The 24,875-nt window shown below is 52.9% G+C and carries 24 protein-coding genes and 1 tRNA gene; 15 read left to right on the plus strand and 10 right to left on the minus strand.

Translation table 11 applies throughout. From position 1 onward, the window contains the following. Nucleotides 1-24: 24 nt before the first annotated feature. Together E3E27_RS08190 and cobO are read right to left on the minus strand one after the other, a co-directional pair. Complete coding sequence (locus E3E27_RS08190) at nucleotides 25-276, minus strand: UPF0147 family protein (protein WP_014122777.1); 252 nt, start codon at nucleotides 274-276, stop codon at nucleotides 25-27. A gap of 110 nt (nucleotides 277-386) precedes the next feature. Further along, entirely contained in the window at nucleotides 387-914 is a 528-nt protein-coding gene (gene cobO, locus E3E27_RS08195; RefSeq protein ID WP_014789020.1) for a cob(I)yrinic acid a,c-diamide adenosyltransferase, read from the minus strand. Between the two features lie 13 nt (nucleotides 915-927). Between cobO and E3E27_RS10835 the strand changes: the two genes are divergently transcribed. Next, entirely contained in the window at nucleotides 928-2,244 is a 1,317-nt protein-coding gene (locus tag E3E27_RS10835; RefSeq protein ID WP_167774183.1) for a site-specific integrase, read from the plus strand. 5 nt (nucleotides 2,245-2,249) lie between these two features. Here the strand turns inward: E3E27_RS10835 and E3E27_RS08205 are convergent, their stop codons facing one another. Next, nucleotides 2,250-3,332, minus strand: a complete 1,083-nt coding sequence (locus E3E27_RS08205; protein ID WP_167774184.1) for an ATP-binding protein — start codon at nucleotides 3,330-3,332, stop codon at nucleotides 2,250-2,252. 132 nt (nucleotides 3,333-3,464) lie between these two features. After that, nucleotides 3,465-3,944 (minus strand): hypothetical protein, encoded by a 480-nt coding sequence (locus tag E3E27_RS08210; protein WP_167774185.1) that lies wholly within the window; start codon nucleotides 3,942-3,944, stop codon nucleotides 3,465-3,467. Nucleotides 3,945-4,088: 144 nt separating this feature from the next. Between E3E27_RS08210 and E3E27_RS08215 the strand changes: the two genes are divergently transcribed. From E3E27_RS08215 to E3E27_RS08260, 10 genes are all read left to right on the plus strand, one after another. Then, entirely contained in the window at nucleotides 4,089-5,948 is a 1,860-nt protein-coding gene (locus E3E27_RS08215; protein WP_240910714.1) for a class I SAM-dependent DNA methyltransferase, read from the plus strand. After that, nucleotides 5,941-7,245 (plus strand): restriction endonuclease subunit S, encoded by a 1,305-nt coding sequence (locus tag E3E27_RS08220; RefSeq protein WP_167774187.1) that lies wholly within the window; start codon nucleotides 5,941-5,943, stop codon nucleotides 7,243-7,245. Before E3E27_RS08215 ends, E3E27_RS08220 begins: the two co-directional genes overlap by 8 nt. 141 nt (nucleotides 7,246-7,386) lie before the next feature. Continuing rightward, the gene (locus E3E27_RS08225; RefSeq protein WP_167774188.1) at nucleotides 7,387-8,334 is read left to right on the plus strand and encodes a MarR family winged helix-turn-helix transcriptional regulator; all 948 of its coding nucleotides are present in this window, start codon (nucleotides 7,387-7,389) and stop codon (nucleotides 8,332-8,334) included. Beyond that, complete coding sequence (locus E3E27_RS08230) at nucleotides 8,309-9,067, plus strand: hypothetical protein (RefSeq protein WP_167774189.1); 759 nt, start codon at nucleotides 8,309-8,311, stop codon at nucleotides 9,065-9,067. Before E3E27_RS08225 ends, E3E27_RS08230 begins: the two co-directional genes overlap by 26 nt. Then, entirely contained in the window at nucleotides 9,051-12,374 is a 3,324-nt protein-coding gene (locus tag E3E27_RS08235; protein ID WP_167774190.1) for a type I restriction endonuclease subunit R, read from the plus strand. Before E3E27_RS08230 ends, E3E27_RS08235 begins: the two co-directional genes overlap by 17 nt. Beyond that, on the plus strand, nucleotides 12,355-12,672 hold the full coding sequence (locus tag E3E27_RS08240; protein WP_167774191.1) for a M48 family metallopeptidase: 318 nt from the start codon (nucleotides 12,355-12,357) through the stop codon (nucleotides 12,670-12,672). The genes E3E27_RS08235 and E3E27_RS08240 overlap by 20 nt, the downstream gene beginning before the upstream one ends. A gap of 9 nt (nucleotides 12,673-12,681) precedes the next feature. Further along, nucleotides 12,682-13,218 (plus strand): hypothetical protein, encoded by a 537-nt coding sequence (locus tag E3E27_RS08245; RefSeq protein ID WP_042681846.1) that lies wholly within the window; start codon nucleotides 12,682-12,684, stop codon nucleotides 13,216-13,218. After that, the gene (locus E3E27_RS08250; RefSeq protein WP_167774192.1) at nucleotides 13,178-14,242 is read left to right on the plus strand and encodes a transglutaminase domain-containing protein; all 1,065 of its coding nucleotides are present in this window, start codon (nucleotides 13,178-13,180) and stop codon (nucleotides 14,240-14,242) included. Before E3E27_RS08245 ends, E3E27_RS08250 begins: the two co-directional genes overlap by 41 nt. A gap of 15 nt (nucleotides 14,243-14,257) precedes the next feature. Next, on the plus strand, nucleotides 14,258-14,689 hold the full coding sequence (locus tag E3E27_RS08255) for an EVE domain-containing protein (RefSeq protein WP_167774193.1): 432 nt from the start codon (nucleotides 14,258-14,260) through the stop codon (nucleotides 14,687-14,689). A gap of 531 nt (nucleotides 14,690-15,220) precedes the next feature. After that, on the plus strand, nucleotides 15,221-15,610 hold the full coding sequence (locus tag E3E27_RS08260) for a hypothetical protein (protein WP_167774194.1): 390 nt from the start codon (nucleotides 15,221-15,223) through the stop codon (nucleotides 15,608-15,610). 295 nt (nucleotides 15,611-15,905) lie between these two features. Here the strand turns inward: E3E27_RS08260 and E3E27_RS08265 are convergent. Continuing rightward, nucleotides 15,906-15,982 (minus strand) — tRNA-His (locus tag E3E27_RS08265). 142 nt (nucleotides 15,983-16,124) lie between these two features. Between E3E27_RS08265 and E3E27_RS08270 the strand changes: the two genes are divergently transcribed. Next, on the plus strand, nucleotides 16,125-16,763 hold the full coding sequence (locus E3E27_RS08270) for a hypothetical protein (protein ID WP_014789019.1): 639 nt from the start codon (nucleotides 16,125-16,127) through the stop codon (nucleotides 16,761-16,763). Nucleotide 16,764: 1 nt separating this feature from the next. Here the strand turns inward: E3E27_RS08270 and E3E27_RS08275 are convergent, their stop codons facing one another. From E3E27_RS08275 to E3E27_RS08285, 3 genes are all read right to left on the minus strand, one after another. Beyond that, complete coding sequence (locus tag E3E27_RS08275; protein WP_167774381.1) at nucleotides 16,765-17,514, minus strand: biotin/lipoate A/B protein ligase family protein; 750 nt, start codon at nucleotides 17,512-17,514, stop codon at nucleotides 16,765-16,767. A 652-nt stretch (nucleotides 17,515-18,166) separates the two neighbouring features. After that, nucleotides 18,167-18,640, minus strand: a complete 474-nt coding sequence (locus E3E27_RS08280; RefSeq protein WP_167774195.1) for a signal peptidase I — start codon at nucleotides 18,638-18,640, stop codon at nucleotides 18,167-18,169. Continuing rightward, nucleotides 18,604-19,164, minus strand: coding sequence for a DUF531 domain-containing protein (locus E3E27_RS08285; RefSeq protein WP_167774382.1), 561 nt, complete (start codon nucleotides 19,162-19,164; stop codon nucleotides 18,604-18,606). The genes E3E27_RS08280 and E3E27_RS08285 overlap by 37 nt, the downstream gene beginning before the upstream one ends. Nucleotides 19,165-19,226: 62 nt before the next feature. On the opposite strand from E3E27_RS08285, the gene E3E27_RS08290 reads away from it, so the two are divergent. The 3 genes from E3E27_RS08290 to E3E27_RS08300 are packed head-to-tail and all read left to right on the plus strand — an operon-like array spanning nucleotide 19,227 to nucleotide 22,152. Further along, nucleotides 19,227-20,306: a hypothetical protein gene (locus E3E27_RS08290; protein WP_240910703.1), complete on the plus strand. Its 1,080-nt coding sequence runs from the start codon at nucleotides 19,227-19,229 to the stop codon at nucleotides 20,304-20,306. Nucleotides 20,307-20,315: 9 nt separating this feature from the next. Further along, nucleotides 20,316-21,251, plus strand: a complete 936-nt coding sequence (locus E3E27_RS08295) for a dipeptidase (protein WP_167774196.1) — start codon at nucleotides 20,316-20,318, stop codon at nucleotides 21,249-21,251. A gap of 40 nt (nucleotides 21,252-21,291) precedes the next feature. Then, the gene (locus E3E27_RS08300; RefSeq protein WP_167774384.1) at nucleotides 21,292-22,152 is read left to right on the plus strand and encodes a methyltransferase domain-containing protein; all 861 of its coding nucleotides are present in this window, start codon (nucleotides 21,292-21,294) and stop codon (nucleotides 22,150-22,152) included. Here the strand turns inward: E3E27_RS08300 and E3E27_RS08305 are convergent. Beyond that, nucleotides 22,149-23,546 (minus strand): metal-dependent hydrolase, encoded by a 1,398-nt coding sequence (locus tag E3E27_RS08305; protein ID WP_167774197.1) that lies wholly within the window; start codon nucleotides 23,544-23,546, stop codon nucleotides 22,149-22,151. The two genes, E3E27_RS08300 and E3E27_RS08305, sit on opposite strands and share 4 nt — an antisense overlap. A 6-nt stretch (nucleotides 23,547-23,552) precedes the next feature. Next, nucleotides 23,553-24,875, minus strand: a complete 1,323-nt coding sequence (locus tag E3E27_RS08310; protein ID WP_167774385.1) for a tripartite tricarboxylate transporter permease — start codon at nucleotides 24,873-24,875, stop codon at nucleotides 23,553-23,555.

Below are 24,875 nucleotides of genomic sequence, written 5' to 3' on the forward strand. Positions count from 1 at the left end.
TAAATGAGCGTAAAAAGGAAACGCTCACTTCACCTGCTCGAGGGCGCCGAGAACCTCCCAGATGATGGTCCTCGTGTGCATCGGCATGTTCGGGTCCTCGCTGATCTCCTCGAGGATTGCTATGGCATCGGCCGCTCTAACGGCCGGCTCCTTGCTCTCGTCGAGGAGGACCTCGATGGCCTGCTCGGCGGCGCGCCTGATGTTCCTCGGGACGACCGTGTCCTGGACGACCTGCTCCTTGAGAACCTGCACAATCTGCTGAATCAGCTCGCTCATTCTATCACCCCCTTTTCTAAAGAATTGTTACTAAAATCCTCCCGGATTATCTTAAGCTTTCCTAACTAAAAAGCTTTTCGGTCAATGTCGAAACCGGAGGAAGGAAAGGGTTAGAACTCAACACCTTTCCTAGCCAGGATCCCCCTCTGGTAGGGGTGCTTCACCTCTCTCATCTCCGTCACGTAATCGGCAAGCTCGAACAGCTCCTCAGGACAGTAGCGGCCGGTCAGAACCAGCTCAGTGTTGGGGGCCTTGTTTTTGATCATCTCCCTAACCTCCCCCACATCGAGCATGCCGAAGCCCATGGCGACGCAGATCTCGTCGAGAACCACCAGGTCCCATTCCCCGCTCGAGACAACTTCCTTCGCGCGCTGGAGAGCCTTCTTGGCGGCCTCTATGTCGTCGGGCTCGGGCTTGCCGTGGACGAACTTCGGAAGGCCAAAGGATTCTATGACCGCGCCGCACTCGGCTATCTTCTTCTGCTCGCCGTACACATCGGGAGCCTTCATGAACTGGAGGATTATCACCTTCCCGCCAGAGCCAAGCATTCTCACGGCGAGGCCGAAGGCCGCGGTGGTCTTCCCCTTCCCGTTTCCAGTGTAAATGTGAACCAGGCCGAGTTTGTCTTTCCAGGACATTGACCTTCACCGGGTGGATATAATTGCCAGGGATTTTAAGAGTGTTGGGTATGCTCAGGGAATTGCCCAAGCTAGTGAACATCCCATCATTAGTGACGGGCCGTCACTTCCACAGTATGTAGGACGGCCGGGTACTAGACACATTAAAGGATTCACCATTTCTCCCACTTTTTTCAGTATCCGCAAGTTTAGAAAGGTACACCCACAAAAGGGTCCCTGTGCTGGAAACCTTCAGACAGTAACGCCCGTGAAGTTGGCTTTGGAAGCTTTTTATTCGGGGAGAACAGTAATTCTGGGGCCGGGGCCGGGATTTGAACCCGGGCTAGGGGATCCACAGCCTGAAAGGGCTTTATTCGCCAAAAGAAGGACGGAGACAGCAGAAAATTTTGAAGGGCAAAACGTCGCCATGCCAGCATTTGTACATGAACGAGCGGACGACAACCAGTACATAATAACAAAAAGACACCTCGACATTCTTTTACTCGAACTAAAGGCCAACAACGTTGCTGAACACCATCTAAAGTTCGTGAACCGTGTGATTCATAAATTCCTGGACAAAACAGCCCAACATGGCGATTACTGGTCGTTCACGGTCGAAGACTTGATTTCACACCTCCAGAACCTTCAGAAACAGTATTCCCCCTCCATGTATCGCAAGCACATCACATATCTCAAAAAGCTCTTCAGAATCGCCGGCATTCCGCTTGAACACAACCTCAAAAGCCCGAGATATGTTGGAGTGGACATGACAGTCATCACCGTTCAGGACGTCCAAACCCTCCTAAAGGTAATACACAGGGTTCAGTTTGCGAAAAGGGAAGAAGTCTCCGGAAGAATTGCCAACAAAATCATGCTGGGCCTCTTAATAATGGCGACGAGCGGTCTTAGAGTGTATGAGCTCACAAAATTACCCCTTTTGTATATTGACATTGACCGAGGACTCATCAAAGTGCCACCAAACGTCGCCAAAACGGGCCAGGCGCGGGTAACGTTCATAACAAAGGAAGTTCAGAGCCTGCTGAAGCAGTATGTCGAGAGATACAGCCCAAACCCCGATAAGCCAGTCATCTCTTACTTCAGCCTCGAAAAACCATTCATTCGAAAGGAAGAGCTGGCTAACCAGCCAATCCGACCCAAGCACATGAGGAAATTCTTCTCGCAGGAATGGGACAGGCGGAACGGCAATGCAACGGTTAAGAAGCTTCTCATGGGGCACTCAATCAGGGGCGATATAAACGCGCTCCATTACTCCCACCACACAACGGAGAGCCTTCAGAGCGTTTACGATAAAGTCTTCAAAAAATTGAAATTCGGGGCAAAGCTCGTATGAGTGCCTTAGATGGATTTCTCAATTTCTTCCAATCTCGTTTCGAGAATCGCCTGCCGTAAGGGACGCTCTGGAATCTGGTAAACGCCCCGCTTGGGTTTTACTAAGAAACCCCCATCAACGAGGTTCTTGAGGACCTCCTTTGCCCGTCTTTCGGAGATTCCCACAACGGACGTTATTTCAGTAAGGACTTCCTCGGTCGTCACGCCATACGAGGGCCCCTTGGCGATCCTTTTCAGGGCGATTATATACGCGGGAGACCTGTATATCCTGATGAAGTCTCTCAAATCCTTCTTCCAAAGCCTGACAGCGTGATGAATCGTCCTCGCCAACGCTTCCCTGTGGGAATCCCCCTTAACCCTCAGCTTACCGTAATACGCCAGAAAACCTGGAACGTTTGAAAGCTCCCGGGCGGCCTCATAAAGCTCCTCCTCTGGGGCATCTGGAAGACCCTTCCTCAAGTACTCAACGCTTTCCTCAACCGTCCACCTGGAGATGTGAATTTTCTCAACGTATCTCGCGAAGAATGGCTTATCTCCTGAGGGGTTTATTATCCTCTCCAGAAGGCCAGGCATCGAGCCAGAGAGGACAACCGTTACATTCTCAAAGTCGTCTGAAATCGTCTGAAGCATGCCGAGCATGTTCAGTGGAGCGAACCTCGGAAGGACCTGGGCTTCATCAAATACCAACACCGTCTTTTTTCCCGACCTGTTCAGGTGCCTGAGGAGGTTCAGAAACGCATTCTGGAACTCGGCGATTCCCTTTGGCTTAACATCCATCTTCACGACTCCGAGGCTCAGTGTGGCGGAGTATTCGAGCTCTTCTGGTATGTTCGTCGAAACGGGGACGAGTTCGGTGTAACTTATTGCCTCACGCCCCATTCCAAAGGCCAGGTCATAATAAAGGTAATTGTATTTCGAGCGGTGCTTGTTGAGAAAGACGTTGATGACGCTGGTTTTGCCGACCCTCCTCGAACCTAAAATCGCCACAAAGTCGCCTTCATCAACGGCATTTTTGAGTTCCCTAACCGCCCTCCTGTGTGCTTCTCCATGGAGGTTTTTCTCATCCCTTATCGGGCGCGTGCTGAACAAAGTGAACACCCCATCACTAGTGACGGGCCGTCACTTTTAAAGGTTTCCATGCAGAAGTCTTTGGCACCTTGAGACATGAAAGCGAACTAAGCCCAACTTTGGAACCAAGAAAAAAGAAAGACACAGGAAATCTCACCTTCTTCTCCTGCGCTTTCTTTTGCCCTTTTTGGGGAGATACCGTGAAACCATCGCCCGCTGTTTCTTCGTCAGGAATTGGACGTTGCCGAAGACCCTGTTGTATTCCTCAAAGAGCTTCTTGTGGTGCAATCCCCTTGCATAATGGAGCTCGTGAACCGTGCTCGGCGAGTGCCCGACGAGTTTTTTGAGTATGAGCTCGTTTCCGCCCTTTTCATACCAATATTGGATGAAGAACTTCCTGAACATGCCCGCCGTGAGCGTCCCCGGGCTGTAAATGAGCTTCACCCTCAGGCTCTTGTGCTTTTTGATGAGTGCATCGAAGAACGTCGGGTTCTCGGATTTTCCTGTCGGCACGGCGAAGAGGTATCCATCGTTCGCTTCGACAGCGTATTTGAATTTGGTTGTGTACATTTTGAGGCAGGCCCTTGCCTCTGGATGCAACGGGAGAATCTCGAAGCCTTCCACTTCCTTCAACTGTCTGCCGACTTTCGTCGCTGAGTGGGGAAGTCTGATTAGACTATGGTATAATAAGCTAAATAATTTTAACTTATCAATTAAGCTAAACTAAAACCAAAAACCTTTTAAGCGATAATGGCATTAATTACTTTGGTGACACCCATGCCGAGGTCAAAGGCAAAGACCAAAAATGGTGTTAAAAACGGCGCCGACGAGTGGACGATTCTCGAAGAACTCCAGCCCTGGGTTCGCGAAAGATACCTTCTGATAAAAGACGCATTCAGGGACAAAGAATTCACCCAGGAAGACGTAGAAAAGCTCTTTGAGGAAAAGAGAAAGGAACTCATGGAGAAGGGCATCAAAGAACCAAAATTCACGACTAAAAACGTGGGTGAAGTTCTCTCAATCCTACGAAAAGCCGGCCTGATAACGGCCAGGAAAGACGTGTACGACTTCAGAAGGACATATTACCGCCTGAAGTTCCCGGCTGAGAGCAAAATCACCCGCGACAGGCTCATCTCACTCCTCAAGGCCGCGGCCGACCAGATAAGGGGCGGCCTCGATTACAAAGCTTTGCTCGTGTTCCTGTTTTACAAGGCTATAAGCGACCGCTGGATGAAGACGGCCCAGGACCTCATGAAAGAAGGCAAACCCAAGGTTCAGGCTTACATCATCACAAACAAGAGGTATTACAGGCTCTTCGACGAGGAGACTGGAAAACTCTACACCTGGCACGAGGTCGTGAAGAGCAGGGAGAGCATAAAGGAGATGGCAAATGCACTCATAAAGATCTCCGAGATGAACGAAGAGCTAAGCGACCTCAAGAAGCTCGTCGAGGTTCTTGGCCTTATTGGCTTCATCAAGGAGGACAACCTCCACAAGCTTGAGGAGATCGTCAAGATATTCAACCGCGTTGATTTTGCGGAGTTCGACAGCGACATACTGGGCGATGCATACGAGTGGATCCTCTCGTACTTCGCACCCCAGAAGGCCAAGGAGGGAGAGGTTTACACGCCGAGGGAGGTTATCAGGCTCCTCGTTGAGCTCCTCGACATTGAAGACGGGAGCGACGTCCTCGACCCGGCCAGCGGTTCCGGCGGAATGCTCATCGAGGCGTACAGATACGTCAAAGAGAAACTCGAAAGGGAAGGCCTTGACGGCGAGCCCGCGATAATGCTCTACGGCCAGGAGCTCAACGAGACCACCGCGGCGCTGTCAAAGCTCAACCTCATCCTGCACGGCATTCAGGAGTTCAGGATATTCGAAGGCGCCGACAGCCTCGTAAACCCCCGGTGGGAGGAAGAGCTCAGGGAGAACGGGGTCGAGGACGGAAAGGTTGATTACGTCATCGCCAACCCGCCCTGGAACCAGGACGGCTACGACGAGACTCGCCTAAGCGACAGGAGGATAAAGCACATTTACAGGTACGGGTACACGACCAAGCAGTCCGCGGACTGGGCGTGGGTCCAGCTGATGCTTTACTACGCCCGGAGAAAGGTCGGCATCGTCCTCGACAGCGGGGCACTCTTCAGGGGCGGGGCCGAGAAGGCCATAAGGCAGGGAATCGTCGAGGACGACCTCATCGAGGCCGTTGTTCTCCTTCCCGAGAAGCTCTTCTACAACACCGGCGCGCCCGGGATTATAATGGTGCTCAACCCGAACAAGCCCGAGGAGCGGAAGGGGAAGATACTCTTCATCAACGCCTCGAAGGAGTTCAGGAAGCACCCCGAGGTCAGGAAGCTCAACCAGCTCGCTCCGGAGCATATCGAGAAAATCGTGAAGGCTTACAGGGAGTTCAAGGAGGTGGAAGGCTTTTCGAGGGTTGTGGCCCTTGATGAGATAAGAAAGAACGACTACAACCTGAACGTCAGCCTCTACGTCTTCCCAGAGGACGAGAGGGAGCACATCGACTTAGCTAAGGAGTTCGAGGAGTTCAGGGAAATCGAGAAGAGGGAGAGGGAGCTCGTCGAGAAGGCGAAGGCTTACATTGAGGGCATAATCAGGGTGATGGGCGATGAGTGAGGCCCTCCCAGCTTTCCAGTTTTACAGGGAGACGAGATTCAAGGAGGTCGAGCTGAACGGCAGGAAGGTGAGGATTCCCGAGGAGTGGGAGGTTGTTGAGCTTGGAGAGGTCGTCACAATCAGAAGAAAAAAAAGTATCCGTAATGTCTCTGAGGTTGCAGTAATCCCGATGGAAAAAGTTCCCCAAGACAATAATCTCTTTGCAGAATTCGAAATAATGCCCATTGAGGAAGTCAAGAGTTCAACTTACTGTGCGGCGGGAGACTTATTACTGGCTAAGATCACTCCCTCTTTCGAGAATGGGAAACAGGGAATCGTCCCATTCAACATCCCCAATGGTTTCGCATTAGCAACAACAGAAGTTTACCCCCTTGTCCCAAGTGAAGATCTTGATGTGTTCTTTCTGTTTTACCTGCTGAAAGATAAACGCTTCCGGAGAGTTCTTGAAGTTCGTATGATTGGAACAACTGGAAGGCAAAGAGTCCAGAAAACTGACCTAATTAAACTCCAAATCCCCCTCCCACCCCTCGAAGAGCAGAAGAAGATCGCCGAAGTGCTCCGCTCGATTGACGAGGCGATTCAGGCAGTTGAGGAGAGCATCGCCAAGCTGGAGAGGCTCAAGAAGGGGACGATGGAGACGCTTTTAACGAGGGGCATAAACCACACCCGCTTCAAGACCGTCGAGCTGAACGGGCGGAAGGTCGAGATCCCGGAGGAGTGGGAGGTTGTTGAACTTGGAGAAGTCGCCGAGAGAATAAAAAAGTCAATTGATCCACAGAAGCTCCCGAACGAGTTATTTGAACTTTACAGCATTCCAGCATTTCACGAAACAGGAAAACCTGAAATCGTGAAAGGAAGTTCTATAAAAAGCACAAAATTTGTTATAGATGTGGGAGTTGTTCTTTTCGGAAAGCTTAACCCAAGGATACCAAAAATATGGCTTGTTACTGGAGAGAGCGACTACAAAAAAATATCCTCAACAGAGTTTATACCTCTGAAACCAGTCAGAAATTTAAAGTCTGAATTCCTTTATTATGCACTTCAAGACAAATACTTCATCCAGATTTCCCAACAGGTTGTAACAGGGAGTACTCCCAGCAGACAAAGAATTAACCCAAATAAATTCATGAAACTCCAAATCCCCCTCCCACCCCTCTCCGAGCAGAAGAAAATCGCCGAAATCCTCAGAACCATCGACGGGGCCATCGAGGCAAAGAGGGAAAAGCGGGAGAAGCTCGAACGCATGAAGAGGGCCGTTATGGAGAAGCTCCTCACCGGCGAGGTGAGGGTGAGGTGAAGGTCGGGTGGCTAGTCCCCAGGGGGGCGACCCCCACCCTCATTCCCTTCGTACTTCGCCCTTCACTTTTATTAAATTTGTCAGCGTATCGATGTCTCAAAAACCCAAATGTTTTTATAAAATCGTTCGGAAGTTTGAGACATGACACTCACGAAGGCCGAGCTTAGGGTCCTCCTCGCAGTTGAAGAACCAATCACAATGACCGAGTTAGCCAGTAAGCTCGGCCTCTCGAAGGGCACGCTCTCCGCCCTCCTGCACTCCCTTGAGGGGAAGGGCCTCGTCGAGCTTGAGGGGAAGAAGCCGATGGTTGTTAAGCCCGCTGAGAACAGGGTGAACCACCTCCTCAGAAGCATAAAGCTGGGGTACCCCCACGTCAAAATGGAGGACATTCTAACCGGAAGCCGTCTCAAAGTCCTTTCGGCCCTCGAAGTTGAAAAACCTCAGCCCTTCTGGCTCGTTCAGCTGAAGGCCAACGTGAGCAGGGCAACGCTTCACAGGGTTCTCAACGGGCTCATGGAACCGCTGGTTGTGGGAAGGAAAAAGGAGGGTTACTTCGTAAGCGAGCGCTTTGCCCCCTTCAAGGCCTTCGCGGATGAATACTTTTACCTCCAGAACTCGATTAAGGCGAAAGAACTCGACCCAAACGCCTCCGTCGTCTGGAGTGGTGTTGAAGAGCTGATCCTTGCCACAAGCTCCTTTAAAGGAAAAAGCGTCGGCGAGTTTCAGCTCACCGGTCTGGCTCGGTTCGCGGACTTTGGGCTCCCGCTAATCTCATCGGGAGTTTATCATTATTACTGGCCCGGGCAAAAGCTCAGCCTCGAAGAGGTCATCGTTCATGCGTTGAAGCTTGGCCGGGACACGAGGGGTCTGCTTTACTCCATCGTTCTCCTCAGGGGAAAGGGCTTTGATGAGCGCAAACTCAAGAGGCTCGCGGCCAAATTCGATGTCTCCGATATCGTTGGGGAACTGCTTGAATACCTCAGCGGTGTGGATAAGCCGTATCCGTTCCCCTCTCGCGAGGAGGTCGAAGAGCTCTGCCGTCAATACTTTGGAGGTTCCCGCGATGATAACAAGGGAGAGGCTGGTTGAAGAGTTTGCCCTGCTCGATGAGAAGGCCCGGCTCATGGGCTCGGAGGTGATTCGCCTTTACCTCATCGGGGGCGGAAACCTCGCTTTGAGGGGCATTAAACCGGCAACGGCCGACGTTGACGTTGTCGTCGAGAACGCTGGGGCCTTGAACCGTCTGGAGAGGGTTCTCACGGACCCATCGCCGGAGTTGAGGACGAGCAGGGGGCTGGTTATTTACATTAAGGTCGTTGAGCACGAGTACAGGAAAAAGCTTGGGGCTTATTCGGTTTACAGGAAGCTGGACCCTGAACTGGAGGATTTCAACCTTGACGTTTTCGTGAGAAGGGTCTTGAGGGGAATAACCCTCACGGAGGGCATCATGAAGAGAGCCTTCATTCCTAACGAGTTCAAAGGGCTGGAGAAGCTTAAGGTCCACCTCGTTTCCCCCGAAGACATCTTTCTCTTCAAGGGTGTCACCTCCCTGGGCCGTTCAAAGGACATTGACGACATATTAAGGCTTCTTGAGCTTGGAATTGACTTCGGCATTGTTCTGGAGGAGGTTAATGCTCAGAAGGAAGTTATCGAGCGGGAGAGGTTTGAACACCTTGCGGACCTTCTTCTTGAGAAGATGATAAGCGTTCAAAAAATCCTTGGAGAAAGGGGCCTGAGGAGTTCGGGGCTGGATAAGTTTATTAGTTCCCTTGAGGAGTTGTCATCCGGATCAGAGGTGAAAGGGTATGGCCCTGATACCTGAGTCCGCCGTTCATCGGGAGATAAAGGAGAACCTTCTCCGAATCGGCTGGGAGGACGGCAACGAGAAGTTCGGGATTGAGGAGCACAAGATGGTTTCAAAGTACAGCGGGCTTGAAGGCTCGCTCGGAAGCTTCCTTCTCTGGAACGTCCTTGAGGAGAAGATACGCGAGCTCAACAGGGGCTTCTTTGCCAACCTGACTGAGGAGGAAGAGGAGAAGGTCTGGGAGGAGATAAGGGGCAACCTCGAAAAGGCCGACGAGGTTGAGATGCTGGAATACATCAAGTACGGTCTTCCGCTCACGTCCCTGGGCAGGCACGACAGGGTTATTCTCATTGATTACGACAATCCAGCCAACAACGTCTTTTTCTTCCTTCATGAAGCCAAGTATCCAGGCTTTCCCGAGAACATCAAGCCCGACTTTACTCTCTTCATAAACGGCATTCCAGTCGTCATCATCGAGGCGAAGGCCAAGGGCATCATCGAGCTTGAGGACATCGACTGGAGAAGGTGGTCGAAGGTTCATGGCACGGAAGAGGAGGCCTTAACCCAGATAAGGAGGTATGAGAGATATTCCAAGCCACTCTTCCGATTCGTCCAGCTTGGAGTGGCATACGGTGATAAGCAGCTTTACACCCCCACGATGCCGAGGGAATCTGGAGGCGCTCCCTCCTTCGAGTGGAGGTATCCGAACGAGGAAAGGCCCGATGTCTTCGACCTCCTCTCCCCCGAAAGGCTCCTCGACGTGTTAAGGTATTACACCTTCTTCTTCAGGAAGAACGAGAGGGGCGCGAAAAGGATTAAGGTCATCGCGAGGTGGAACCAGTACAGGGCAACGAAGAGGATTATCGAGAGAATCGAGGAATACCTCTCCCTGGAGGGCGAGAAGAGGAACGGCCTTGTCTGGCAGTGGCAGGGGAGCGGGAAGACGTTTATAATGTTCTTCGTGGCGAACTGGTTTCTCAACAGGTACAAGGGGCGGAACCCCGTTGTGTTCTTCGTCGTGGACAGGACCGACCTCAAGGAGCAACACTCCGGTGTTTTCGAGGCGGTTGAAGACAGGGAGTTCAGGGAACACTTTGATGTCATAAAGAACATCTCCGAACTGAGGAAGCGCATCGAGGAGATGATGAAGAGCGAGGAAACCGGAAGGGTTATCCCCACCGGTTTGCACATAACAACGATTCAGAAGTTCCAGTACGGCAAGTTCAAGGACCTGGTAAGGGTGAGGAAAGTCAAAGGTGAGGAGAAGTTCGAGGCCGAGAAGGCCGTTAAAAAGCCTGAGGTCCTCTTCCTCATCGACGAGGCCCACAGAACCCAGTATGGCCGGCTTGCCGCAGTTATGAGGGCTCTCTTCCCGAGGGGAATGTTCTTCGGATTCACAGGGACGCCGATATTCAAGAGGAGCAGAAACACCTTCCAGGAGTTCGCTTACCCCAAAGACGGCGAGTACTTCCTCGACGTTTACTTCATAAGCAACTCCATCAGGGACGGCTTCACCCTCGACATAACCCACGAGGTCATTGAGGAGGAAGGCGTCTCAATTGCCCTCGACGAGAACAAGCTCAAGGCGTTCATCGATGCTTACCAGCTCAACGACCCCGAGGAGGTCGAGGCCTTCCTCATGGGCCGAAAGAAGGGCCTGAAGATGAGCTCAAAGGAACTCGCCGAAGAGCTCAGAAAGTCGAGGGTCTTCCTTGAGAGCCCCAAGGAAATCGAGCGCTTTGCCGAATACATCGCCAAGAGGATTTATGACGACACTATGGGTTTCAGCTTCAAGGCGATGGTCGTCGCAGTGAACAGGGAGGCCTGCGTGCACTTCAAGAAAGCCCTCGACAGGGCGTTTAGGGATTACTTCTGCTCCAGGGTTGAGGAGCTCGAAAAGGAGGGGAAAGTTGAGGTTGCCGAGCACTTCAGAGGGCTCTGCGAGAACGCGGAAAGGCTTTCCGAGGTCGTTATGACCTACCAGCACAACGAGACGAGCGAGGTAATCGAGGAGTTCAAGAGGTGGCTCAAGACGAGAAGGGAGTTCCAGAAGAGGGACTACGACGGCATCAACAGGCTCATCGTTGAGCGGTTCCAGGAGGAGGATTATCCCAAGGTTCTCATCGTTACCGACATGCTCCTAACGGGCTTCGATGCGCCGATTTTGAGGGTCATGTACCTTTACAAGCCCATCTTCGAGCACAGGCTCCTCCAGGCGGTCACGAGGGTGAACCGGCCTTACCCAAACAAGGAGACTGGGCTGGTGGTGGATGGCGTTGGCCTCTTGCCCGCGGTAATCCGCGTGAAGAGCATTTACGAGATGCTGGCAAAGCAGGACCCGAAGGTGCTTGAGGACTTCCAGCGCAACTTTGCGAGGAGCATTGAAGAGAAGGTGAAGGAGTTCGAGGACAAACTCCAGAGCGTTAAGGAAGAGCTCTCAAGGATTGGTATCGAGGTCGATGTTCTCAAGGCTTTCCGGAAACAGGGCAGGTGGAAGGAGCTTGAGGGGGAGGTGGACAGGGTTCGTAATATACTCGCACCGATCGCACTCGACTTCAAGGGCAACGAGCCCAATGCCGTGAGGCTCTTCAACGACTTGCGTGAAGTTGTTTCAATGTACCGCTCCCTTGGGGCACACCCGGCGAGGCTCGCTTACATGGACGACATGGTGGCGGTTGGTGCGGTTTACTCTGCCTTCGTCCGCCTCGTTGGATTCACGGGTAAAAAGAGCAAGTTCTGGGACGATTTGCTCCGCTTCGTCCACGAGCATATGGAAGTCGGGCCGATGAGGGAGCTCGTCAAGGTAAGGCTCGGCGAGCTTTCTGGAAAAGAGGCGTCCTTCGAGATTGTTGCGCGCTTCTATAAGCTGTATTATCAGGCGGAAGACAACGCCCACGACCCCGTTTACAAGGCCATCCTTGAGAGGCTCAACCGTCTCCTTGAGGAGTGGCTCAACAGGAATATGGACCTTAAGGCCCTTGCAAAGCAGGTGAAGCTCCTTGAGGAGCAGGCCGAGGAGTATGAAAAGAAGAAGGCAGGAAGAACATGGCAGGAGTCCCTCGTTGAGTCGGTTAAGTTCTACGCCTCAAATTATCTGGGGCTTGAGAACGTTGAGCTTAAGAGGTTCCAGAGGGAGCTCAAGCGCATCAGAAAGCTAAATCCGAGAACGGTTAGAAGACTCTCAAGTGCACTCTTTGAGGACATCATGGAAGCCGTTACAGAGGACGACCTCGGGAAATACCTGGAACTTTCGAGGGAGATCGACAGGCTCGTGGAGGAGTCCATTGTTCCAGAGGTGCGCAGGCATGTTGGAGGAGCTGCTTGAGCAGGCCAAAAGGCTTATTGACTGCCACAGAGAGGTTAAAGTCAAGGTTAGACCATTGAAAACCTCAATCGCCAGGGTTTCATTCAGGTATGGCACAATTACCCTCGACCCTTCGGTCCTTAAGCTGGAGGAGGAAGAGATACTTTACGTGCTCGTCCATGAACTTGCACACTTGAAGGCAGAGACGACGTATCATTCCTCCGCCTTCTGGATGGAAGTTGAAAAGGCATTTCCAAGGGAGAGGGCCAAAGAATTGGAAGACAATGTAATGATGAAACTCCACAGGAAAATGGTATGAGGTGATGGGATGGAGAAAAGGATGGTATCCCTGACGTTTTTGATTTTACTCCTCTTTGTATCCTTTGTTTTGGCGGGTGACCCGCAAACTTCTCCACAACAGACCTCTCAGACATCAAACAATGAGCTTGCAGAGTGTGAAGCGAATTTATCTCTCCTTCAGCAACAATTACAGGGACTGAATCAGACTCTTGAAAACGTCACCAGAGAAAGGGATTATTACAAAACCCTCTATGAGAATGTAACTGTAAACGTCACAAACTTGGAGCTTATCCAAATAAAGCAGAATATAACGATTCTCAACCAGCAGATACAGCAACTTAACATGTCTCTTGTGAATATTGAGAGGAAGATATATGACATCAAAGTTTGGTCTGTTGAATTAGCGTTTGGATCAATTGTTGGAGTTACGCTGTTAAACAGCCTCGTGTATTACGCCTTCGAGAAACGAAGAGACAAGCCCCCACAAGAAAAGGAGGAGAAAGAAAAGGGGGAAGAGCGTAAAAATGGATTCAAAGGAGCCAGACATCCGGAAAGTCACTCTTAAATATGCTCTGAAGAAATTCACAAGAGTGATCATGAAAACCCTTATGGCATATGTGGTCATATCTTTGGTACTTATCACCATTCCACAAGCTTACAAATTTATCAGAGGAGACAAAATAATGAGTGAAGTCCTCGATCAAATTGGTCTAAACACAACGAACCCAAACGAACTTGCTTTAAGAATATACTCGTGGGAACAGCAAAACTTTGCGAATCCTTACTTTGTACAACCTGAGAATATGTCGCTCATTGAGAAGTTATTGGCTGGATACGGTTTTTATCATAATAATCAGGGTGAACTTCACCTGTTCAGACCCTTTAACTCTTTTCCCGTTCCCCCTCAGTGGGTTCTCCATTCAAAACTCGCAAACTGTGAAGAGTACGCCAAGGTCTTTGTGTACCTAATGAACCAAGAGGGAGTTAAGGCGAGAATCGTAAGAGCCCCTGGAGAAGATCACACTTGGGCTGAGTATTATGTGGGAAATTATAAAATAATATTCGACCCAAGCAATCCCGAGAATCCTGTCATCGTGAATCCCAAGCAGTTTGGCCAGCTTAAGAATTTCTCATATGTCGAGGCTTATGATCTCGCAAATCCCGATCACAAGGAAGATGTCTCAGACGAGTACATCGAAAGGGGAACGCTTGTTGTTAAAGTCGTTAAAGGCAACGAGCCTGTTTCAGGTGCAACCGTGGAGGTGCTGAGCACGTATCTCATGGAAAGGTTCCCTGAAAGGTATGATTCACCCCGGCGTGTTGTGGTTAATGAGACTGGAAAAGAGGGGACAACTCAGTTTAAACTTGGCCCGAAGGAATACAAGATTGTGGGCAAAAAGTGTTCTTTTCCCGTATGTTGGAGAGGAGAAAGCACCGGAAAAGTCATTGCTGGCTCCATAACTTATGCGAAGCTTGAACTGGGAGTTGATTACGTAACAACTGTGATATTGTGGGCTCTGATAATTATTCCCACTGGAGTCCTTGTGGTGGTAATCCACAAAAGATATGTGTATCAAAGACAACAGTAAAAGCGGTGGTTTGAAATGAAGTACTGGCTCTGCATCACCAATCGCGACAACTGGGAGGTTGTCAAAAAGAAGAACGTCTGGGGCGTGGCTAAGAGACACAAGAACACCATCGCCAAGGTTAAACCTGGCGACAGGCTCGTCTTTTACGTCAAGCAGGAGAGAAAGAACAAAGAAGTTCTCGAACCCAAAATCGTCGGCATCTTTGAGGTCGTGAGTGAGCCTTACACAGACTCAACAAAAATTTTCAAGTCTCCACCACATCTAAACGAAACTTACCCCCTTAGGGTCAAGATCAAGCCCCTAAAGCTCGGCGAACTTGACTTCAAGCCGCTCATCCCAAAGCTGAAGTTCATCACCAACAAGAAGCGCTGGAGCGGGCATTTAATGGGCAAGGCAATGAGAGAAATCCCGGAGGAGGATTACAAGCTGATTGAAGGCCTTCTTTGAACCCCCTCGATTTCTTCACCAACTTTTTGCGAACGGTTTGGTGTAAGGCAAACGCCTTACACCTGCATCTCTAAGAGCACATTTCTGTACACCCAGTTTAAAAAGAGGCTTCCTGGAGGCTCTTTCACTCCAACGTCGCGCCACAAACCGCCCAAGGGGGTTGCCCGGAAATTATGGGAAAGCGCTGTATCGCACCTTTCGTGAGACTTTTTGTTTTAGCATCGTTTTTCAGCCAATTCAAGCCTTCTCGTGCCTTCTTTTTTGGGTGTGATTTAGTGAATGTACAAGTTTATGCGTTGCATTTTTTGCAACTCGCATTCAAATGCAAAAATTAATGAAAACAGCCCAATGAAAAGAGGCCCTCTCCGCCCTTCTTTTACACTTCACGAGTTGCAAAAAATGAAACTCGGGGGCTTCCGAGTTATCAAATTTGATAACTCGAGCCAAAGGGGGATTTCTTAATGACTTCACTCAGTGGTCAAGAGTTATGTTTAATTGCTCGTCCTGCAGGGCGGGTGTTGGTGGTTGGCGATGGAAGCGGTCGGAGTGGTTGTATCCAAACTCTTCCAGGAAATTGGAAGCCTAAACCTTGAGGAGGTCCATGAGAAGGTGGCTGGGGCACTGGTTGAGCGTTTGAGCGAACTTGACGTGCCAAAAGAGTTCTGGCGGGAGGTTTACTCCCTGCTGATTGGGACTTATGCAGACCGCGAGGCTCTCCTTGATGCCAGGAACCTCTTCAATCACGTCCTCGACGACTTTGTTGAGCGGGGGTTGATTGATTTAGAGAGTGCTCTTAAGCTTCGGATATTCGTTGAGTACTTCGAGCACGTGCTGTTCCCAAGGAGGCAGGACTGTGTGAGGGTTCCTTCCGTCACCGCCCTTGAGGCGTTCTTCATTCTCGCTTACGGCGAGGTGGATTAATGCCCTTTATTATTTTTTGGCTTTCAGTGTAAGGCATTTGCCTTACACCGGTTTCTGCGTGCGAAAGTTGTTTAAATCGGGGTTCTTCACTCTTTTTGGTGTCAGGCTATGAGACTTAACACGGGCAACTGCACGTGCATTTACACGGGCAATGTACGGAAGCGTTCAGAGACGCGTAATGTAACGCTGAGAATCCGGGCTGATTTGGTTGAGTTTGCAAGGAAAGAGGGCATTAACATGTCGCGTTTGCTGGAGTTGGCTTTGGAAGCGTTTTATTCCGGGAGAAATGTTGTTATGGGGCCGGGGCCGGGATTTGAACCCGGGCTAGGGGATCCACAGTCCCCTGTGCTGACCAGGCTACACCACCCCGGCCACGTCCAGCTTAAGCTTTTGGGTTAGCTTTATAAAGTTTTCGACGGAACGGGCTGAAAGAGGGAGCAGAGACCTTTTACTTACCCCAATCCCAGGCTTAATGTCCCTTTCACCAAAACGAAAACGGTACGGAGGTTTAGAGATGAAAGCCAAGCGCGAGGCGCTCACGAGTCTCTTCACGGCGATGAGAGATGGAAAAGTAGACGAGGACATTATAGACCTTCTCCTGCTCATCAACTCCATCAAGGGAATCTACACCACCTCCTCCTGCTCGGGGAGGATTGGAATCCTCGAAGAACCGGCCCTTGGCGCGAAACCCCTCTCAAGGTGGCTGATAAAGGTTCACCGCGAGATGACGTTTGAAGAGGCAGATGAAGCGCTCAAAAAGGCAGAAAAAGGACTCATCTTCCTCAAGAGCCAGCCCCCGATTTTCCACGTCGTCGCCGAGGACCTGGAGAAGGCAAAGAGACTGCACGAGCTCGGCCTGGCGAGCGGCTTCAAGTACACGACCTTCAAGGTAATTTCAAACCGCTACCTCGTCGAGATAAACGCCACCGAGTATTTGACGGCCCCGCTCGGCAGGGACGGGAGAATACTGGTAGGCGAAGAATACCTACGCTTCGCGGTTGAGGTAGGCAACTCGATGCTGAAACGCTCAAAGGGCAGGCTTCCGAGGCTTGGGGAAAACTTCAGAAAACTGAGGAAAGAGCTTGGCAAAGACGAGCTGTTCTACGAGCTGGCCGGGAAGTTCGAGATAGAAAAGGAACGGAAACTGCCTTGAGCTAACGCATCTCGTTCCACTTGGGGTTTCCGTAGCGCTCCTCTATCAGCTTTTCCGCCAGCTCAAGCTCGTAATTCGTTAGCTCCCCCTCTTCCAGCTCGAACGCGGTAAAGAACTTGTCCTTCAACAGCTCGTAGGCCTCCCAGCGGTTCAGCCGTACTCCCTCGCGCTCAAGGGTTGTGACGCGCTCCCAGATGCTTGAAACGCCCTTGTCGGCGAGCTTTGCTTTGGAAACCCTCAGAACCTTCGCGAGGACTTCAACGCGCGTCGCGTACATGAATGTGCCGTGCTGAAGGATTATCCCTTTTCTCCGCGTCTGGGCCGAGCCGCTTATCTTCTTGCCGTTGGCGACGATATCGTTCAGTCCAGAGAAGCCGGCGTTCAGGCCGAGCTCCCTGAGGGCATCTACCAGCGGGCCCGCTAAATAGCGATAGCTATCCTCGACGTTCCTGAGCATTGGGTGGTGGTCCTCGCGGACGACCACCGAGTAGGTTATCTCCCCGAACTCGTCGTGGAAGACGCTTCCTCCACCAGTTATGCGCCTAACGACTGGAATCCCAAGCGCTCTGGCCTCCTCGAGGTTCACGTCGTGTATTACACTCTGGAATCGGCCGATAGTTACCGAACTCGGCGAGAAGGCGTAGAGTCTAACGGTGTCAGGAACCTTCCCCTCTATTCTGGCACGCATTATCGCCTCGTCTATCGCCATCTGAACCTCGGGTCGGGCAACTATGAGTGGAATGAACCTCATCACGACCACCAAGGTTAAAAGGTTGAGCAAGTTTTTAAGCCCAGCGATGATGAGGCCCAAGCCCTTCCGAGGTGACGATGAGGAGAGCGGTCACCACTGAGCGGATAGAAACTTTGCGGAGGCAAAGTTTCATCAAAGTTCGTGATTTCTTCGTGGAGATCTCTTGAGTGGGGTTTTCTTTATTTTCTGAACCTCTACCAACGCTCGTTTTTGATAGGGGTTTGCTTTTTGGATAAGCGCCCTTCGGGCGCTGGGAATAGAAACCCCCCCACGAACCAATTATGGAGTAGTTCCCAAAAAAGCTCCAAGTCAAGTAAACCCAAAATTAACCAGACAAACTCAATAAGAATCACGACTCCCACAAAAGAAGCAGAGAAATTTCAAAGGTTTGAGGGTACGAAGCAAGCTTTGACAAAGCTCCACCAAAGAGTTCGTAGCTCTTTGCAGCAGATTTTCATCAAGAATTTGTTAGGCAGGGTTCGTGGGGGTGTGGGGGCGAAGCCCCCCGGAGTTTTAAGAAAAAGCGGGGTCGTGGGGCGAAGCCCCACTCCGGGGGTTTAAGAGTACAGAGAGATAAGGGGGCGGAGCCCCCTTGTCTTTCGTAAGGTCAGGGGCCGATTAGCTCATCACGGATCAGATACCTACCCTCACATCATCCCAGGCCCAGGCTTTCCCGGATTTCCAGCGGTATGAGTCCTATCTTCGGAAGCACCAGCAAAGCTTTGTCCTCGACGGCGTAGGCCGGGACGCACGGCACCATACCGTAGGGGGTCGGGTATTCTGGGTCGGGCGCCCAGTTGTTGTCGCCCCATGTGAGGAAGCACTTCTCGGTCTTACCTCCGAGATTCACCTCACTTATCGCCCTCACCCGGTGGATTATCGGGTACTCATAGCCCGGGCGCTTGTAGACTATGACATCGCCCACGTGAACGTCGTCTATGTTTTCCTCACTTATGCCCTTCAGCAACACGACGTCGCCGCGGTAGAAAACCGGCTCCATCGAGCCACTAACCACTATGACCAGGGGCGAATCCGTGTGAAGGGCAACCTTAAGGCCGAACTGAAAGATGAAGACCACTATGATAGCTATCAGTACCCACGCCGCGTCCCTTTTCCAGTCCTCCATTTCAGCGCCTCCATCAGCGTGCTTATTCTCACGGGTATGGCACCTATCGCGGTGCAGGTTTCAAGGCTCACCCTTCTCCCCGTTACGTCCATGTGGTAGCGGGCCAACTTAAAGATTTCCTTCGGAAGGCCATGCCTGCCGAGACCTATCAGGAGCAGAAAGCTCTCCCCACGAACCGCCCTCTCGGCAAGCTCAAGGGGCGTTATCTCCTTCTCATCACTGGGTTTTCTAGTGGTGGCAACTGGCGTTCCGAACTGCGGCGGGAAGCCCCTCCTAGGAAAGTCGAGGAGGTGAAACCTGTTCCCCTCGGCCAGCTCGAGGAGGTACCTCCCACCCTCGCCTATCGTGGTGTGGCCGCTTATCTCCTCCGCGACATCTATGGGCCTGCCCTCGAACGGAAAGCCAACGAGGGCCAGATGAAAGCCGTAAGCGTAAGCTATCGGGCCAGCGCGGGCTATGGCGCGGAGATGGGCCTCGTGGAGCCTCTTCGGGTCGTAGGTGTTGTACAGAGCCATCGTCAGCATTGCCATGGTTGGGGATAACCAACAAACCTTTATAAGGATTTAGAACGAATCAAAAAGTTAGTATGACGACGCGAGAAGAGATAGAGATGCTCATTCGCAGGGGCTATTATGATGAAGCTCTCTCCGAGGTTGAAGAACTGGAGGACCCAATGGACAGGGTAGAGGTTTTGACGGACATCGCTGTTGTCATTCATCAGAGGGGCGGACCGGAGGACTGGATACCCAGCCTTATAGAGGACGCAATGTACATAGCTAAGAAGCTCAAGGATCCGGCCCAGAAGGCCGTGGCGTATTCTGTCATAGCATCAGCCCTGGGGATAATAGGATACGAAGACGACGCCATGGACTTCTTCGGCAGGGCCCTCGACATAACCGACGACATAAAGAACCCGATAGAAAAAGGAATCGTTCTCTCGACCCTGGCCTACCATCTGGCCGTTGGGGGCTACCCTGAGAGCGCCCTGGAGGTTTTCAACGTCGCATTTGACACGATAATAGGGGCCGAGATACCCTACACCCACAAGGTGGACGGGATAATAAGAATAGCCGAGTTGATGGAGAAGGCCGGAGACGCGCTTCCCTCGAGCAAAGCCCTGGAGTTCTACAAGATGGCCTTTGATATATTTGACAAACTCCACGTGAACCAGCGCGCGGCGGTTGTTGAGAAGAAAATCGATCTGGCCAAGACCGTCTACGAAGTTGGATTGCCCGAAGTGAGGGAGTCCCTGCTGAAGGGACGCTACCACTACGCCCTGGCGATAGTAGAGAAGAAGTACCATGGAGTCACAAGGTTAATCGGGGAACTTGAGATCTCCTTCTGGATGAAGAGGGTGAACAACTCCGAGTACTTAGATGTAGTGGACCGTGCCTTTGCAAAATGCGAGAACCCCGTCTTCACCGAGGCAAACGTTCAAAAGATAGCCAGCCTGCTGACTGAGATAGGCAGCCTCTCCCGGGCCCTTGAGTTCGCCATGGAAATACGGGACAACCGCAAGAGGAGCGAGGCACTCAAGGCCATAGCGGTTGAGCTGGCCAAGAGGCACGAGTTTGAAGATGCCAGAAAGGTAGTTGAGGGGATTCCAGATCCGGAAATCAAGGCGGAAGCCCTGACCGAGGTCGCGGCCATAGAGGAGAGCGTCTGAGGTGATCCGATGATTTTTGATGCACACTCCGATTTGCCCACACTTATTTACGATGAGCGGAAGGCAGAAAAAACTCGCGTCCTGGAGGAGAACTTCGGGCGCTTCTTCGCCCCGGGAATAGGCGCGAGGGTCATGGCCATATGGACGAGGCCAGAGAGGCGGGGCGATGCTACTGTTTACGGCCTCGAGGTCCTCAACGCTTTTCTGAAGGACGTAGAGGAGAGCGAGCGCTTCGAGCTCGTGAAAAACGTTGGAGAGATGGGGAAGGCCATCAGAGAGGGAAGGGTCGCCCTATGGCTCGGCCTGGAGGGAGGGGAATCCATCGGAGAGAGCCTCGACCTTCTCGAGGTCTTCCATCGCCTCGGCCTCAGGGTTCTGACGCTCACCTGGAGCCTGAGGAACGCGATAGGCGATGGGGTCTTCGAGAGAACCAACGGCGGGCTCACCAACTTCGGCGTCGAGGTCGTTGGCAAGGCCGAGGAGCTTGGAATAGTGCTCGACCTCAGCCACATAAACGAGGCCGGCTTCTGGGACGCGCTGGAGGTGACCTCCTTCCCCGTCATAGCGTCGCACTCCAACGCGAGGAAGCTCTGCGACCACCCAAGGAACCTGACGGACGAGCAGCTGAAGGCGATAGCGGAGAGGGACGGCGTCGTTGGAGCGGTCGCGATACCGGGCTTCGTGGACAGGGAGAACCCGACGCTGGAGAAATATGTTGAACACATAATTTACATGGCAGATCTCATCGGCTACCGCCACGTTGGCCTGGGCTTCGACTTCGTCTACTACCTTCCAGGCTGGAGCGGGAGGAGCGTTGAAGGTTTTGAGGACGAGTCAAGGATTCCCGCACTCCTCGCGAGGCTGAGGGAGAACTTCAGCGAGAAAGAGGTCGAGGCCATAGCCTTCAAGAACCTCGAGCGCGTCTTTGAGAGGGTCGTGGGTTAGGTTTTTATCCCCCCGTCCCCAGCACTGCAAGGTGGGAGTTATGGATGAGCTCTACTTCCTGACAGCGAGGGAAGCCAGGAGACTGCTCTTTTCAGGGGGAACCGTTAAGCTCAACCTTGACCTTAGAAAAACCAGCAGGGCGTGGGAGATAAAACGGGAGGGGGAGGAGTTCATCTTCCCCGACGGAACGAGGGTTTCGCGGGACGTCCTGGAGAGGATCGCGAGGGACGAGGGGAGCGTTTACTTCGTGAGAGGTGGTGGGGTTTACAAAGCCGCCATCGCAGGAGAGCACTTCTACAAGCTCGTCCCGACGATTCCGCCGACGATTGAGATAAACGGCATCAGAATGCACAGGACAAAGGAAGTGAACCCCCTCCAGGACACGAGGAACAAGGTGAACGCGGTGAAGCCGAAAGAGGGCGAAACGGTTCTCGACACCTGCATGGGGCTGGGCTACACGGCCATAGAGGCCTCGAAGAGGGGAGCGTACGTCATAACCATCGAGAAGGACCCGAACGTGATTGAGCTTGCCAGAATAAACCCCTGGAGCAGGGAACTCTTCACGGGGGGAAAGGTTCAGGTTATTCAGGGCGACGCCTTCGAGGTCGTGAAACGCTTTAGAGATGAGAGCTTTGACGCGATAATCCATGACCCGCCGCGCTTTTCTCTGGCCGGCCAGCTCTACTCGGAGGAGTTCTACGGCGAGCTCTTCAGGGTTCTCAAACCCGGCGGAAGGCTGTTCCACTACGTCGGAAACCCCGGGAAGAAGTACAGGAGGAAGGACCTGCAGAGGGGCGTCATGGAAAGGTTAAGAAAAGTGGGCTTCGTTGGCGTTAAGCGCGTCGAGGAAGCGCTCGGCGTCGTGGCGAGAAAACCGGAAAACAAAGGAGGGAAGAATTAAATCCCTCCGACCTCCTCCATCTCCTCAAAGGCTTCGAGGTTCGTGTAGTAGTCCATGAGCTCGGAGATTTCCCTTCTAAGCCTGAAGCTCCTGACTATCGCTATGGCAAAGCCTACTATCGACGGCCAGGCCAGGAGGAGCAGCAGCTTGGCGTCGCTCATCGGTATCGGCCTCGGGTCGGTGAAGCGGTTGAAGTTCCATATCATGAAGGCTATCATCAGCCAGGCCGTCGAGAAGTTGGTAAGCCCACTGCCGCTCTCGCCGAGCTTGAAGCCCGGAACGACGTCCTTCGTGATGGGAGGAAGCAGGTTGCTCCCCATGAAGCCGAGCTGGTCCTCGAAGACGTGGAGCCACTGGCCGATCATCGAAGCGAGTGCCAGCTCCGTCGCGTGCTCGTAGCCAATCAGCTTGAATAAGGCGAAGACGACGAGGCCTATTATCATGCCCATCGTGAGGGAGTGGCTGAAGCCGTGGTGCCAGGGCAGGAAGCGGTCCTTGACGACCGTCTTGCCCCTGAACTGGGCCCTCCTGAAGGCTATCTCCGGGCCCGAAAAGGAGTCTATCCTCGTGGGCTTGGGGTAGGTCTTGATGAAGGGCACGCCCACCTTGGCCACGCCGTACTTCCTGTACTCGGGCACTTCGCCACCTATCGCGACACCTCCAGGCGTTACTATCGGCCCCATCTCGACGCGGACTTCCCTCTTGGGCGGGTCGAGGTGAACCAGGAAGCGCCTGTAAACGTCGCCAGGAAGGCGAATGTTGTGTATCTTGACTATCCTCTCGCCCTCGCGGTAGGCCTCCTCGATGGCCCTCGCTATGGTGTCCGCTATGCCCTGCGGGTGGGGGGCGTCGCTGACGACGAGCTTGAGGCCCTCCTCTCCGACATCGACGTAGCCGAAGACAAGCAGCTTCTTGCCCTCCTCGATCTTTCCGAACTCCTCCTCGAAGAACTCGTAGTCGTCGCCGAAGGCCTCGACGGTTATCTTCCCGGTTCCGTCGTTGAGGGTGAAGACTATGCTGTTGTACTCCTCCGTGACTGTCTCCTCGCTTCCGTCCTCGCGGAGGACCTTGTAGGAGACCTTCCCGGAGCCCCTGACGAGTATATCCTCCACCGTTCCCTCGATGGCAAAGAACTGGTAGCGGTTTTCCTCGCTCAGCTCGCTTACCTTGACGAGCTTCGGCGCGTAGTGCTTCTTCTCGTCCCAGGGGGCGGGGTCTATCTCGTAGTCCCTCCTCGCCAGGAACTTTCCGAACTTGAAGTCCACGAAGTCGGGGAAGTAGGCGGAGGCGGCCGCGATGACCGGAATGAGTATGCCCAGCCTTAGATCACCGACGAGGGCGGCGAAGAAGGTCGCCGCCGCGAGGCCCGAGATGTAGTGGGTGAATCCCCTCATCTCACATCACCCCAGTCCGAGCAGGTGCATGAAGTAGCCGGTGTGGCCCGTCATGCTGATGAGCACGGGCAGGATGAGTCCGCCGAGGCAGTAGCTCCTCCTGGTGTTGAAGGCAGCCGCCATCAGGCCTATCGCCGTCGATACGAAGAGCACCGCCAGCCCCATCGGGCCGGTGAGGAGGTAGCTTATCACGACGAGCGTCACCGCAACCACGTAGGAGAGCTTCTTGATGTGGACGACGTTGAAGCTCCTCGCCATGAACCTGGAGAGGTAGTAGGTGAAGAGGAAGCTTATGCCCGCGCTGAGCAGTATGGCACCTATCGCGGCCAGGTACTCCGCGTAGCTCTTGGGGGTGTAGATGGAGCTGACGAGCCACGCAGCGGCTCCCCTCGTGAGCCTCAGCTGGGGCAGGAAGAGGAGCGTGAAGGCTCCGACGTAGTAGATGACCCTGTTCACCCCCTGGCTTATGATGAAGGCGTCGTCTCCGCGCTGGCTCGTCATGTGGCCCGCTATCAAAGCTCCCATTCCTCCGGTGATTATCGGGTAGACGGCCGCTATTGTTCCTCCGAGGGCACCGCCGAAGCTGGCCTTGAGGGTGTTGTAGAGGCTGCTCTCGACCCTGTCGTCGGGAACCTGCTCGAGCATCGGCGGGTTGGAGAGTATGTTGAGTATCACCCAGGACATTCCGAAGAAGCCTATGAACATCGGGGTAAGGCGGGTGTAGGCGCTCGTCGTCGGCAGGAGGTTGGTGTTCATCACTATGAAGCCCAGCAGGCCCGAGAGGAAGAACACGAGGATTCCACCGAATATCTGCCTCCAGGCCAGCCAGAGCCTCTCAGCCGGCGTTTTTCCGCGGTCTCCCTCCTTGGGCCACTCGCTCATGAACATGAAGACCACTATCGCAACGAGGAAGTAGGTGATGTACGGACTGGTCGCCTGGTAGATGGGCGGGAGGATCCTCGGGAAGAGGAAAAGCGCGCCGATCACGAGGAACAGGGTCCCCGCTACCGCTCCGATGAGGTAGAGCAGGACCGCCTCGTGGCCCCTGCCGAGGAGGAGGTAGCGCTGTGTGGGGAAGAGGAGGAAGACGGCGCTCTCGTCGGCGACGCTGAAGTAGACGCTCGATATCGCGCTCACGTAGGCGTAGGCGACTATGGCGCCGATGGCAAAGAAGGGGAAGGCCTGGACCGGCATCAGCTCGCCGACGCCGAAGACTGCCACCAGTAGGGCCATTATGTTGAATATGTGGAATCCCGGGATCCAGGATATGAGGGCGCCGAAGAGCACACCGGCGAGGGACCAGATTAAAAGGTCAGAGAGGGGGAGCAT

Source organism: Thermococcus sp. MV11, assembly GCF_012027285.1.
Classification (GTDB): domain Archaea; phylum Methanobacteriota_B; class Thermococci; order Thermococcales; family Thermococcaceae; genus Thermococcus; species Thermococcus cleftensis.